This window comes from Accumulibacter sp., assembly GCF_032229525.1.
Taxonomy (GTDB): domain Bacteria; phylum Pseudomonadota; class Gammaproteobacteria; order Burkholderiales; family Rhodocyclaceae; genus Accumulibacter.
Window position 1 is genome coordinate 47,217 of sequence record NZ_JAVTWB010000133.1, and the last position, 12,837, is coordinate 60,053.

A 12,837-nucleotide genomic window follows, 5' to 3' on the forward strand; every position below is an offset into this window, starting at 1 on the left:
CCATCGTCAGAGTCGTCCCCATCGTCAGGATCGTCGGCAGCGGCAACGATAAGAACCGGACCACCGTTCGGCCCCTCCTCCCAGTCGTCCTCGTCCTCTTCGCAGCGATCATGTAGGCGACCGTACTCCGCCGCTTCCAGCCGCAGCGTCTCGATCAGCTTCGCCATATCATCGGGCACGCTCGACCGCCATAGCATCGCTTTGCCGGTGCCCGGGTGAGCCAGCGCCAGACGGCACGCATGCAGGGCCTGACGCGGGAAGTCCGGGCCGCGCGGCACGCGGCTGGGACCGCCTCCGTAGGCCGGGTCACCAACCAGCGGGTGCCCGACTGAAGCCATGTGCACGCGAATCTGGTGGGTACGGCCGGTTTCCAGAGCGCATTCGATCAGCGTACAGACCAGGAAGCGCTGCAACACCCGATAGTGCGTCCGCGCCGGCTTGCCGGTTTGCACCACCGCCATTTTGGTACGCAGTGTCGGATGCCGGCCAATCGGTGCGTCGACGGTACCCTGGCGCTCGACAACGCCCCGCGCCAGGGCCTGGTAACAGCGCTTGACCGTCCGCGCCTGCAGTTGCCTGACCAGATTGGTCTGTGCCTCGAGCGTCTTGGCGACGACCATCAGGCCACTGGTATCCTTGTCGAGCCGATGCACGATGCCCGCCCGCGGCACCTCGTCGAGTTGAGGGGCGTGGTGCAACAAGGCATTGAGCAGAGTCCCGCTCCAGTTCCCGCTCCCCGGGTGGACCACCAAACCGGCCGGCTTGTCGACAACCATCAAGAGCTCATCCTCGTATACCACCTGCAAGGGGATATTCTCCGGCGCCGACGCCTCGGCGCGTTCGTTGGGCGCCTCGGCGAGTTCGATGGTTTCGCCAGCCCAGAGCTTGCGCCGGGGCTCGATGACGAGCTCTCCACCGACAACAACCCGCCCCTCGCGTATCCAGTTCTGCAGCCGGCTACGCGAATGCTGCGACAGCAAACGGGCAAGAATCTGGTCCACCCGTTGACCGCTGCAATCGATGGGTACGCTCAGGGTGATTCGGGGGTTTGCGCTATAATCGACCAGCCCGTGGTGCTGGCTCAAGACCTCCGCCTCCGCCTGCGCCGGTGCTTTCTTTTTCTGTGGGTTTTTCATCATGCGTAGTTTAGCGGTTATCGCAGCGCTTTTCCTCGCCTCACTCGTCGCTGGCTGTGGGCTGTTTCCGGACACCAAGGACGAAACCATCGGCTGGTCGGCCAACAAGCTGTATGCGGAGGCCAAGGACGCGCTCAATAGTGGCTCCTACACCAAGGCCATCAAGTACTTCGAGAAGCTCGAGTCGCGTTATCCTTATGGTCGCTTCGCCCAGCAAGCGCAGATTGAGATCGCCTATGCCTACTGGAAAGACCAGGAGACAGCTTCGGCAATCGCCGCCTGCGACCGCTTCATCAAGCTGCATCCCAACCACCCAAACGTTGACTACGTGTATTACCTGCGTGGCCTGGTCAACTTCAACGAAGATCTGGGTCTACTCGGCTCGATCAGCAACCAGGACATGACCGAACGTGACCCGAAGGGCGCACGCGAATCATTCGACTCGTTCAAGGATCTGGTTACCCGCTTTCCGGACAGCAAGTACACGCCGGACGCGCTCCTGCGCATGAAGTACCTGGTCAACGCGCTGGCCCGGCTCGAACTGCATGTTGGCCGCTACTACATGAAACGTGGCGCTTATCTGGCGGCGGCAAACCGTGCCCAGTACGCCGTGATCAACTATCCCGACACGCCTTCCACCGAGGAGGCTCTATTCATCATGGTCAAGGCCTACGATGCACTCGGTCTGAACGATTTGCGCGACGACGCCGAGCGCATCATGCGCAAGAATTATCCCGACAGCGACTACTATCTTCGTGGCCTCGACCGCCAGGAACCCTGGTGGAAGCTCTGGTAAGCCGCAGCGCCTCCGACCAGCGACTGCTTCCTCGTCGGCGACTGCGGCGTCGCCACGCCGCTTTCAGAGCGACTGCTTGATCGCCAGAACCGCCTGATTGCGCAAGGTTCGCAGCAAGGACAGCTCTTTCTCGGAGATGACAATATCACCAGCGTGTTCGCGATCCGCGTAGATCATGGCCACCGGGCTGCCCTTGACGCAGAGCGGAAAAAGCAGGAAGGTTTCGGCGCTCACCGCCTGGCGAAACCACGTCGGGATGCGGGTCGAGATCTTCGCATCGCCGGTATCGCTGATCAGGACGTCGACGCCGTTGGCGAGAGCGGCGTGAAAAATATCCGCACTAAAGACCAGTGAAAACCTGAAGCGCTTGGCAATCTCGGAGGCATCGGGACCAAAACCGAAACGCCCGAGCATCGAGTTGCTGCGCCCGTCCCGGATGCACAGGATGACCCTCTTGAAGCTCTTCGCCCGGTAGATGGTCTCCAGGATGATACGCAGCACATCGTTGAGCTTGAACTCGCTGATCAGCGCATTGCTGACGTCCTGAATACCGGCCAGAAGAACGCTCTCGGCGGCGCCTGCCGCGTCAGCAGGACTAAGCTCGCCGCCATCTGACAGCAGGTCGCGCGCAGCCGCTTCCGGAATGGCGTCCGCGAGCAGCGTAGTGCCCGCCAGGTCATCCTCCTCCTGGATCGGGGCCGTCACCGCTGGCGACGGACCGGCCGGCTCACCTCCCCAAGCTCTGATCTGCCTGCCAAGGTGAGTCTGCTGCAGATTGAGGTGAATGATCCCGGCGAACTGCGCCATCTGCTGGAATGCCTTCTCCAGCGTTCTTCGCAGCCCCTGCTCGTCGAGGGTGATGACGTCACCGAAACGCGCCACGATCTTGCGCAGTTCCTTCTGTTGCTGTTCGGGTTCTGCGTCCGCGACAACGGCGCACAGCTCGTTCGACAACGCGGCGAGCACGCGCAAGCGGTCTTCAATGTTGACCGGACGGCGGATATTCCCGGCCGGCAACTTGCGCATGCTGTTGACGATCAGCCTGGGAAAGCCCCAGCTCTGAGCAATGCCGACACCAAGATCCTCGAACGACAGACCGAGAACCTGCAGCGCCGCAGCTTCTTCGGAGCAATTCTTCTGCTGCATCACCCGCCGTATCTCCGCCCCTTCTTCAGGGAAGTAATACTGGCTCAGCAGGCGCCCCAGGTTGTGGAACATCGAGCAGATGAAGCCCTGTTCGATATCCGCTCGCGCCGCTGTCGTGCTGCCGATATCCTTGGCCAGAACACCCGCCAGATTGGCGCGCAGGAATTCGTCCTTGAGCTCATTGGCGTTGTCCTTGTTCTGCAGATGCTCGAAGAGCATCACCGTGATGGCAATGCTGCGCACCGCGTCGAAGCCGAGAACGACCACCGCCCGCGATACGGTGCTAATCGTCCCGCCACCGGCCTGACGGTAGTGCACCGAGTTCACCATGCGCAGGATCTTGTTGGTCAGCGAAAAATCCTTGAGGATGGTGTTCGAGAGTTCCGAAATGCTCTGCTTTTCCGAAGCAGTGATCCTGTTGATCGCGCCGACCGAGTCCGATAGCGCCGGAAAATCGCTTTTGTGGCGCATACGCCGCAGGAGAAACTCGATCGTGCTCTGCCTGCTATCTGCCGCCGGCTGCGCTGGACTCGCGGGCTCAAGGTAGTCGTCGAGGGCCTCGCGCATCTGCGCGGCTGAAGCGTAGCGGTTGACCGGGTCGCGCGCCAGCGCGCGGTAGAGAAGGGCTACCAGCCGCTCGTCGAGCGAACCGCTTGCTTCTTGCGGCAAGCGGATATCCGCGCCGACAATCTGGTTCATTACCTGCTGGATGTCGCTACCCCGAACCGCGCGTTGTCCGCAGAGCAACTCGTACAGCACCAGGCCGGCGGAAAAGATGTCTGTCCTTTCGTCGCTGGTCCGCTGTGCAATGTACTCCGGCGCCATGTACGCCGGCGTGCCAGCCCACTGCTCGCCATCCCCGGTCACCCCCGTGGTACGGGTGGCAATACCAAAGTCCATCACCCGCGGTACGCCATCGTCGTCGATCAGAATGTTGCTTGGCTTGAGATCACGATGGATAATTCCCGCAGCATGCGCGTGCCCGACCGCATCGAGGATCGGTTGCATGATCGCGATCGCCTTTTCCGGCGGCAGTCGGCCACTGCGCTGCAAGTGCTCCGTCAGGTTGCTGCCCGGCACATACTGGAAAACAAGGTAGATGTCGCCTTGCTCCTCGGCGGCCTCGAAAATCGGAACGATGTTCGGGTGGCGCAACTGGCTGACCATCCGCGCCTCCTCCAGCAATTGCCGCTTCTGTTGCGGATCGGAGCGCGCGAGATGAAGCGTCTTGATCGCCACCTGCCGTTGCAGGTGCGGATCGCGCGCAAGATAGACGATGCTCTGGGCGCCTCGACCAAGCTCGCGAATAATCTCGAAACGTCCAACGCGCGTGCTCACAATTTTCGATCAGCCTCGCAAACAGATATTCCACGGGCGCTTCCCGGACGGGTTACCCTTGCAGAGATGCAGCCACCAGAAAATCCCGTCATCACAACCACAGCAATCTCGGCGCCAATCCCGTTCGCCCACAAACGACGGCGCGTTGGCAGAACTCGCGACCCAGCACAGCCATCTGCTCCTCATCCACGTGCAGCAAGAGATAGCTCGGCTCCTCCGGCCAAGCGCCGTCGTCCGCCAGATTGCAGGCGGGGAAGAATAGCCAACCCGACGCCATGATCTGCTCGCACAAGCGTTGTTGGCGACGGTGGTTGTCGTCGTCAGGCAATAGGGTTCCGGGGTTGTATGCGGTGACGACCCCCCAGCAAATACCCGTGCTTGCGCCGTGCTGTGCGGCGACAAGCGGCTGCCGAGAGAGAAAGTCATCGAAAGGCGCATCGGCGCGGTCGATACGCAAAGCGAAGTCACCCACGGGAGTGCTCACCCGATAGGTGGTCGCCCGGAAGGCGGCATCGATCATCGAGCTGCTCACGCCTCGCCACCCGGCGGCCGGAACTCGTCGAGATCGCCCAATCGTAGCCGTGCCTCGCTGGCCGGCAGAGCTTCGACAACCCGCAGCTTTCGCTCGATCTGGCGCGTCCTTACGCCGGCTGATTCAATACTCCTGCTGGCCTGCTCGAGTTTCCTGTGCGTCGCTTCAAGGATTTCTCCGAACTTGCCGAAGTCCGTCTTGATCGCGGCAAGAACCGCCCAGACTTCCGATGATCGGCGCTCGATGGCCAGGGTGCGGAAACCCATCTGCAGACTGTTGAGCAACGCCGCCAGGGTCGTCGGCCCGGCAATGCAGATCCGCAGATCGCGCTGCAAGGCGTCGGCGAGCCCCGGCCGCCGCAGCGCCTCCGCGTACAAACCCTCGGTCGGCAGGTAAAGAATGGCGAAATCAGTCGTGTAGGGCGGTTCGACGTACTTGTCGAGTATCTTCCGCGCCTCGTCGCGCAAGCGCACTTCAAGCGCCTTGATCGACGCCTCGAGCGCCACCGGGTCAGACCGCTCCTGCGCTTCCAGAAGGCGCTGATAGTCCTCCAGCGGGAACTTTGCATCGATCGGCAACCACACCGGCCGCTGCTCCCCGTCAGCGACCGCACGACCCGGCAAACGAATGGCGAACTCGACGCGATCCTGTGAATCAGGCCGCGTCGCCACGTTCTTCGCATATTGTTCGGCGGTCAGCAACTGCTCCAGCAAGGCCCCCAGCTGGACCTCACCCCAGCTACCGCGGGTCTTGACGTTGGTCAGGACCTTCTTCAGGTCACCGACTCCGGCGGCCAGCGTCTGCATCTCGCCCAGCCCTCGATGGACCTGCTCCAGACGCTCGCTGACCAGTTTGAACGACTCGCCAAGACGCTGCTCGAGCGTCGCGTGCAGTTTCTCGTCGACCGTCCGGCGCATCTCTTCGAGCTTGCCGGCATTGTCCGCCTGCATCGCCCCTAGCCGCGCTTCCAGCGCCAGACGCAACTGCTCGAAGCGCTGCTCATTACTGTTGGTCAGGCGCGCCAGTTGCTGGGCAAAGGATTCAAGCTGCTGCGCCTGCAGCCGGCCGAGTTGCGCCAACTGTGCAGCGAGGGTCTGCGACAGACGGGTCAGGGACAGCGATTGCTCCTCCCGATCACCGCGCGCGGCACTGGCCGACTCTTGCCGCCCCAGTGACATCTCTTCACGCAACTCGCGTTCGAGTCGCTCGAGCCCTCCTTGCAGGTCGCGCAAACGAACACCGATCAGACCTTTTGCCGTGCCGACATGCACCAGCAGGACGACCTGGAGGACCCCCACCACTACGCCGATCGATGTCGCTGCGTACAGCAAAGCTTCACTCATGGGCGCCTGTTTCCAACCAAGCACTGCCGTGACCTGCAATGGAAGCGTAGGTGAGCCCTACTCCAGCGAGAAGACAACCCGGTTCCCCCCGGCCACGACGGACGAATCCGACTTGCCACCCGGCTTGCCGACCTTGGGTGGTAACAGAAACAGGCGCTCGGCCGGAATCTGATGCGCGAGCAGCCAGTCGCGCACTACTTTTGCCCGCCGATTGGCCAGTTCGCGCAGATCGCTCTCCTCAAGGACAGAGTTGGCCAGAAGCAGCTTCTCCATTTCATCAACCGGCAATGTCTTCACCATCCCGACCATGTTGCGTGGCTTCTCGAAGTCCTCGGCGCGGTAGACGCGCTCCAGCAGGTCGGGGTACTCCTTGGCATTGATCTCGACCACATCCGCCGTCGAGCTTTGTGCCTCTTTCTTTTTCAGCACCCCGGATTTCAGCGTCTGCAGCTTCCTGTTCAGGCGATCGCGTTTCAGGCCCTCCGGATCGTTTTCCGGGTCGGCAAACCCTTCGATTTCAAGCTTGAGTGCGGGACGATCCAGCAAGGCCTTGCTCAGACTTTCGAGGCGCTGCTGCGCGGGTGGCGTGATAGCCGCCTGCCCGAAGTCGAATTCGACGTTCGACAACTCCTCACCACCACCAAAGATCGACCCCAGCAAGGCAAAGGGTGAGGTGACGGCCTTCAGCAGAAGGTTGCCGACCAGACTACCCAGCAGCCCGCCAATACTGAATTCGGGGTCGTCCAGCGAACCGGCGACCGGCAGGTTGATGTCGATTTCACCCTTCGCGTTCTTGAGCAGGGCAACGGCGAGGCTCACGGGCAGCTTGGTTGCCTCCGGGCTGTCCACGCGATCACCGAAAGTCAGTTGATCGAGAAAAACTCGATTTTCGGCGGTCAGCTGGTTGTTCTCGATCTTGTACTTTACAAACAGCGACAACTTGCCCTTGTCGATCGCGTAGCCAGCGTACTTGCCCGAGTACGGCGAGAGCGCGGTCATCTCGATTCCTTTGACGTCGGCCTGCAAGTCCAGATAGGGTGCCGCTATCAATGGGTTGAATTGGCCCATCACCTTGAGTGGCGCTATATCGTCGTAACTGCCGCGCAGGTCGAGCGTGGCAACACTGTCGGCGGCAGATGACATGCCGCTGATGGCACCGCCGATCTTGTTCAGATTCGCCGAGTAGTTTGGCTTGATGAAATTGTCGCTGAACTTGATGTCGCCCCCCTGCAGGGTGATCTTCCCGATCTTTATCGGCAGCCGCGGCTGCCTGCCGACAGGCACCGGCGCGACGGCCTTGCCTTCCGCGGAGACCACGGAAGCCGCCGGCTCCGCGGCCTTCGGCACGACTGCAACCGGTCGCGCGTCAGCCTGCCTGACGATGTGCAAAAGGTTCAGCTGGCCCTGCGGATTGATCACAGCACGGGCAAAGAAATCGGTCAGCCCCACCTCCCCGATCGACACCGAATTCGGATTCAGCCGCAGGTCGACGTGGCCCATGGCCAATGACTTCCAGTTCAGAAAGTCGGAGGAATCGACCTTGGCGACCGCCGAGAAGCCGCCAACCGCCAGCTGCCCGGAGAATCCTCCCGCCAGCTTGCCAGCCTCAGCCGCGCTTTCCGCCAGCTGTTGCAAGCGAACATCGCCGCTCAAGCTCACCTGACCACCGGTCAGTACGACGTTCAACCGTTCGGTGAAGTAGGGTTGCAGCGGCACCAGTTCCAGCTTCTTGAGAGAGATCTTGAGGTCGGAATTGAGCGGGAAAATCTGCACCGTTCCGCCGACCTCGGCCTCGCCCTTCTTGTTGACTCTGAAACGCGTCGCGACCTTGGCAGTCGTGCCGGACCCGGTCGACAGGTTCTCGGCTTCGACATTCATTTCATCGATAGTGTGCACCACGACTGGCGACATGGCCGCATCTTCGACGCGCAGACCAAGATCTTCTCCGCGGTACTTGCCAACGGTCAGTTTCCACGGTGTGGACGAATCGCTCTGCGAGGCCTCGACGGCGCGCAGAGCCGGCGTCTTGACAAACTCGACGCTACCGTCGGCCAGCCGCCGGATCAGCAGCTTGGCGCCGCGGGACGTCACCTGGTCGATGAAGACTTCACGCTTGGCCAGATCGAGCCGTCCGCCCTTTACCGAGAAGGCATCGAGCTTGACCCATTGGCCGGCTTCCATGCCAAATGCGAGATCGAACTCGGCGGGCGCGCCACCTTTGCTGTCGAACTTCTTCAAGCTCACGGCGAGTCCGTCGACGCTGGCGTTAAACGGTTCGCCATGCGACTCGTCTAGCCAGCGCAGCGCGCCGCCGGTGATCTTCGCTTCAGCCAGAGACCACTCAAGTGGCGCGGATTTCTCGTTCTTGCCAGCCGCTGGCGCTGGCGCAGGCGATCCACGGCCAGCCGGCTCGTTGCGGAAGAAGTCGGCCCAGTTGATCGTTCCCTGCGGAGTTACCCGGGCATGGATCTCGGGCGAGTCGACCGAGATCCGTTCGATCGCATACTTTCCATTGAGCGGATCAATGGTTTCAAGCGCCACATCCAGCGCCTGCACGGAGAACAGGGGAGCACCCGCGGTGTCCTTGACCAACACCTCCTTGAGGGCGAGCTTGCCCGAGAGTACGAGCGTCGACCGATCCTCATCGTGCCGCTGAAAGGCCAGTTTCAATTCAGTGTCGAGAGCGCCGGAAATGACCTTGATCGGCAACTTGAAAGGCAGGTAGTCGATATATTTGGCTACTTGTACCTGACGAAGATCGAACGTCAGCTCGCTTTCCAGCGAATGGTCGAAAGGCTTGCTCCGGCCCTGGGCACGCAGCGGCGAACCGTCGATCGACGCCGAGAAACTCGGTTCGACGAAGATCGCAACAGCCTGTGGCAAGCTGGAAATGGATGGCAAGCTGAGATCGATCTCGCTGATGACGTGCTTGTCAGCACGCATCTGATCATCGAATTCGAGCTTGCCGCCGGTGATCTGGATGTTGTTGAGCGAAAAAACGGGGGTAGGATCTTCCGACGCGGGCGTCGCCGTGAACTCGTCGATCAGATCAGAGACGTTGAAGCCACCATCAGCCAGACGAACGAGTCTGAACGTCGGAGCCACCACTTTCAGCTCGCTGATCACCGGCCCTCGGCGCCAGAGCGAACTCCACTCGGCATTGATGTCCAGTCGCTCAAATCCTGCCAGGGTTTCGCCGCCGCCCTTCTCCTGAATCACGAGACCGGCAACCTGCACCGTCAGCGTGAACGGGTTGATGCTCACGCTTTCGATCGCCACCGGTCGGCTCAAAGCTTCTGAAAGCTTCGTGCTCAGCGTCGACTTGACGAAAGGCGGCAGCGCGAAAAAGCCGAGAACGCTGAACACGAGTAAGGCCAGCGCGACGCGCAGTCCGTACTTTCTTGCGGCAACGGCAGCATTCGCCTTCGGTGGTTCGGTCACTTCAGTCATGGAAACAGGCCGCAAGCTGGCTGGTGGAGCGCTGAATTTAGCATGAACATCCCGTTGCCGCCCAAGCGGGCCGATCTTTGATGACCCAGGATCGAGGCAACCGACGGCAGCTGGCAGTCAGCAGCTGCTGTCGGGCAGGATGCCGAAGAGAGCGACGCAGGACAGTGGACCGCGTGAAGGCAAGCTCAGAAGCTGTTCTTCCACTCGCGCAGCGCGGCAAATACCGCGACATCGTCAGCGGCGTCAGGCGCTCGGCGCCGTGCCGATGCCACCACTTCCGGCTCGGTGCAGCGCAAGAACGGATTGCTGGCCTTCTCGACCGCGATCGTCGAGGGTACCGTCGCCCAGCCCTTGGCGCGCGCCACAGCCACTTCGTGGACGCGCCTTTGCAGGCGGCGATTGCCTGGCTCTACCGCCAGCGCGAAGCGCAGATTCGCCTCGGTGTATTCGTGGGCGCAATAGACCGCCGTTTGCTCAGGCAACGCCGCCAATCGCCCCAGCGAATCGGCCATCTGCGCAGCGCTCCCTTCGAACAAGCGACCACAACCGCCGGCGAACAGGGTATCGCCACAGAACAGGCAGCCTGAGCCATAATAGGCGATGTGCCCGAGCGTGTGCCCGGGAACCGCGATTACCTGAAGCTCGACATCGCCGAACGCGGGGCGAATCGTCTCTCCACCACGTAAAGGCCTGGTGAGACCGGTGATCGACTCGGTGGCCGGACCGAACACCTCCGCCTGATAGTGCGCCAACAGACCGCTTACCCCGCCCTGATGATCGGCATGGTGGTGGGTCACCAGAATGGTGGACAACGACAGACCTTCGCGGTCGAGCACCTCGAGAACGGGGGGCGCGTCGCCAGGATCAACCACGGCGGCGGACGCACCTTTGCGCAACAACCAGATGTAGTTATCCTTGAATGCAGGAATGCGGATGACGTCGAACATCGCTCGATTTTGGAAGAATTGCGGAAAATGTCAAATGCTGGCCTCGACGACTGGCTGCAAACGCCGCAAGGGCGCTACGTCATGGCTTGGGAACAGGCCACCATCGACGCGGCCGTGGCCGATGTATTTGGCTACAACGCGATCCAGCTGGGGCTGCCGCAACGCGACCTGCTCGCTCAAAACCGCATCCCGCTACGGCAGGTGGCCCACGACTCGGGCAAGGTCGATGTCCGCTGCGACCTGCGCCAACTCCCCTTCGCCGCCCACAGCATCGATCTGGCGGTGATGGCACATGTCCTGGAATTCCACGACGATCCGCACCAGATTCTGCGTGAAGTCGAGCGCGTACTGATTCCCGAAGGCGAAGTGATCATTGTCGGCTTCAACCCGATCTCGATCTGGGGTCTGCGTCGCCGGCTCCCGAACTGCCCGCCCCACTTCCCCTGGGACGGGCACTATCTTTCCGTCCCGCGTCTCAAGGACTGGCTTCAATTGCTCGGTTTCGAGGCCGAGGCCTGCAGCTTCGGCTGTTACGCGCCACCCTTCAAGAATGAACGCTGGCTGAAGCGTTGGCACTTCATCGAAACCACCGGCAACCGCTGGTGGAGCTTTGCCGGCGGCGTCTACGTCCTGCGGGCGGTCAAGCGCGTGCATAGCATGCGCTTGATCATGCCGAACTGGAAACAGAAGGCTTCCCCTCGTAAGGCGCTGTCCGTGGTCAGCGAAAAGGAAAGTGCAGCGCATGAATGATCAGCAAGTCATTACCATCCACGCCGACGGCGGCTGCCGTGGCAACCCCGGGCCCGGTGGCTGGGGTGCAGTCCTTCAAGCGGGGGATCGGGAAAAGGAACTGTGGGGCGGAGAAGCCGATACCACCAACAACCGGATGGAGCTGACTGCCGCAATTTGCGCCCTCGAAGCGCTCACCAGACCGGCGACGGTCCACCTTCATACCGACTCGCAGTATCTGCAAAAAGGAATCAGTGAGTGGATCCACAAGTGGAAGCGCAATGGCTGGCGCACCTCTGACAAGAAGCCGGTGAAGAACGCAGACCTCTGGCAACGTCTCGATGCAGTCGCCGCCAAACACCAGATCAAGTGGTTCTGGGTCAAGGGGCATGCCGGACACGTCGGCAACGAGCGCGCCGATGACTTGGCCAACCGCGCTATGGACGAACTGCAAACCGCCCGTACTGCCCGCCCGAGTCCAGCAAGTAGTCCTTGACGGCAGAAACCGATACCGCACATCCGGCAACCCACCATAACCGCCAACCAAGGAAACCCCATGCGCCAGATCTTTCTCGATACTGACACGACCGGCCTGGAGCACAAACTCGGCCATCGCATCATCGAAATTGGTTGCGTGGAAATGGGCAATCGGCGTCTGACCAATCGGCACTTCCACCGCTATCTGAACCCGGAGCGGGATATCGACGCCGGCGCCATGTCGGTGCACGGCATCAGTCGCGAGTTCTTGCTCGACAAGCCACACTTTGCCGACGTGGCAGCGGAGTTCCTCGATTTCGTGCGTGGCGCTGAACTGGTCATCCACAACGCCGCGTTCGACGTCGGATTCCTCAACGCCGAACTGGCCCTGCTCGATATGGCACCGGTCGACACCGTTTGTCACGCCGTCCGCGACACGCTGCGCATGGCCAAGGACCTGCACCCTGGCAAGAAGAACAACCTCAACGCGCTATGCGAACGCTATGGCGTCAACAACTCGCACCGAACGCTCCATGGCGCCCTGCTCGATGCCGAAATCCTCGCCGAGGTCTATCTCGCGATGACCCGCGGACAGGAAAGCCTGATCATGGATCTCGGTGACGATAACGCCAGCCGGCTCAAGGCCGCAGGAAGCCTGCCGCCTACAGGTGATCGCAAGACGCAGCACGTCAGGCGCGCCAGCCCGGAAGAACTCGAGGTGCACGAGAAGATACTGACAACCATCCAGGAGGTAAGCAAGGGCAAGTGCCAGTGGCTCCGATCCGACACCAACGGCTGATTCGCGCCCACCCCAGCACCCCGGTCTCCGTGCTGCCGGCTCGCCTTCTGCACGTCGCAGCGCTGTTTTCCCCGCTTTTCCCAGCACTGAGCACGACGCACGCAGCGCCGGCCGCGCCGCCACTGCAACCGTGAATTGACCTAA

At 61.5% G+C, this 12,837-nt stretch carries 11 protein-coding genes; 5 read left to right on the plus strand and 6 right to left on the minus strand.

What is annotated here, in order from left to right; genetic code table 11:
* Positions 1 to 1,136 (minus strand): 23S rRNA pseudouridine(1911/1915/1917) synthase RluD (rluD, locus tag RUW20_RS09230; protein ID WP_313951908.1); only part of this gene is annotated, 1,136 nt, incomplete at its 3' end.
* A gap of 1 nt (position 1,137) precedes the next feature.
* Here rluD and RUW20_RS09235 point away from each other — a divergent pair.
* Positions 1,138 to 1,932: an outer membrane protein assembly factor BamD gene (locus tag RUW20_RS09235; protein ID WP_313951909.1), complete on the plus strand. Its 795-nt coding sequence runs from the start codon at positions 1,138 to 1,140 to the stop codon at positions 1,930 to 1,932.
* A gap of 63 nt (positions 1,933 to 1,995) precedes the next feature.
* On the opposite strand, the gene RUW20_RS09240 is transcribed toward RUW20_RS09235, so the two are convergent.
* From RUW20_RS09240 to RUW20_RS09255, 4 genes are all read right to left on the minus strand, one after another.
* Positions 1,996 to 4,416 carry a protein kinase domain-containing protein gene (locus RUW20_RS09240; protein WP_313951910.1) on the minus strand — a complete coding sequence of 807 codons (2,421 nt, stop codon included), beginning with the start codon at positions 4,414 to 4,416 and terminating at the stop codon, positions 1,996 to 1,998.
* Between the two features lie 91 nt (positions 4,417 to 4,507).
* Positions 4,508 to 4,948 (minus strand): DUF3293 domain-containing protein, encoded by a 441-nt coding sequence (locus RUW20_RS09245; RefSeq protein ID WP_313951911.1) that lies wholly within the window; start codon positions 4,946 to 4,948, stop codon positions 4,508 to 4,510.
* Entirely contained in the window at positions 4,945 to 6,291 is a 1,347-nt protein-coding gene (locus RUW20_RS09250; protein ID WP_313951912.1) for a DNA recombination protein RmuC, read from the minus strand. The genes RUW20_RS09245 and RUW20_RS09250 overlap by 4 nt, the downstream gene beginning before the upstream one ends.
* A gap of 57 nt (positions 6,292 to 6,348) precedes the next feature.
* Positions 6,349 to 9,657 (minus strand): DUF748 domain-containing protein, encoded by a 3,309-nt coding sequence (locus tag RUW20_RS09255; RefSeq protein WP_313951919.1) that lies wholly within the window; start codon positions 9,655 to 9,657, stop codon positions 6,349 to 6,351.
* On the opposite strand from RUW20_RS09255, the gene RUW20_RS09260 reads away from it, so the two are divergent.
* The gene (locus tag RUW20_RS09260) at positions 9,548 to 9,787 is read left to right on the plus strand and encodes a hypothetical protein (RefSeq protein WP_313951920.1); all 240 of its coding nucleotides are present in this window, start codon (positions 9,548 to 9,550) and stop codon (positions 9,785 to 9,787) included. The genes RUW20_RS09255 and RUW20_RS09260 overlap by 110 nt on opposite strands.
* A gap of 139 nt (positions 9,788 to 9,926) precedes the next feature.
* On the opposite strand, the gene gloB is transcribed toward RUW20_RS09260, so the two are convergent.
* Positions 9,927 to 10,688, minus strand: a complete 762-nt coding sequence (gene gloB, locus RUW20_RS09265; RefSeq protein WP_313951913.1) for a hydroxyacylglutathione hydrolase — start codon at positions 10,686 to 10,688, stop codon at positions 9,927 to 9,929.
* A gap of 27 nt (positions 10,689 to 10,715) precedes the next feature.
* Here gloB and RUW20_RS09270 point away from each other — a divergent pair, with 27 nt between their 5' ends.
* Genes RUW20_RS09270 through dnaQ form a run of 3 tightly spaced genes read left to right on the plus strand, consistent with a single transcriptional unit; the run spans position 10,716 to position 12,693 of the window.
* Positions 10,716 to 11,438 carry a class I SAM-dependent methyltransferase gene (locus RUW20_RS09270; protein ID WP_313951914.1) on the plus strand — a complete coding sequence of 241 codons (723 nt, stop codon included), beginning with the start codon at positions 10,716 to 10,718 and terminating at the stop codon, positions 11,436 to 11,438.
* Positions 11,431 to 11,913, plus strand: coding sequence for a ribonuclease HI (gene rnhA / locus RUW20_RS09275; RefSeq protein WP_313951915.1), 483 nt, complete (start codon positions 11,431 to 11,433; stop codon positions 11,911 to 11,913). Before RUW20_RS09270 ends, rnhA begins: the two co-directional genes overlap by 8 nt.
* Positions 11,914 to 11,973: 60 nt before the next feature.
* Positions 11,974 to 12,693 carry a DNA polymerase III subunit epsilon gene (gene dnaQ / locus RUW20_RS09280; protein ID WP_313951916.1) on the plus strand — a complete coding sequence of 240 codons (720 nt, stop codon included), beginning with the start codon at positions 11,974 to 11,976 and terminating at the stop codon, positions 12,691 to 12,693.
* Positions 12,694 to 12,837: the final 144 nt, after the last annotated feature.

Bases quoted from the DNA above. Each gene is read 5' to 3' on its own strand.
- RUW20_RS09235 (WP_313951909.1), top strand. From the start codon at position 1,138: ATGCGTAGTTTAGCGGTTATCGCAGCGCTTTTCCTCGCCTCACTCGTC.
- RUW20_RS09250 (WP_313951912.1), bottom strand. From the start codon at position 6,291: ATGAGTGAAGCTTTGCTGTACGCAGCGACATCGATCGGCGTAGTGGTG.
- RUW20_RS09260 (WP_313951920.1), top strand. From the start codon at position 9,548: ATGCTCACGCTTTCGATCGCCACCGGTCGGCTCAAAGCTTCTGAAAGC.
- gloB (WP_313951913.1), bottom strand. From the start codon at position 10,688: ATGTTCGACGTCATCCGCATTCCTGCATTCAAGGATAACTACATCTGG.
- RUW20_RS09270 (WP_313951914.1), top strand. From the start codon at position 10,716: ATGTCAAATGCTGGCCTCGACGACTGGCTGCAAACGCCGCAAGGGCGC.
- rnhA (WP_313951915.1), top strand. From the start codon at position 11,431: ATGAATGATCAGCAAGTCATTACCATCCACGCCGACGGCGGCTGCCGT.
- dnaQ (WP_313951916.1), top strand. From the start codon at position 11,974: ATGCGCCAGATCTTTCTCGATACTGACACGACCGGCCTGGAGCACAAA.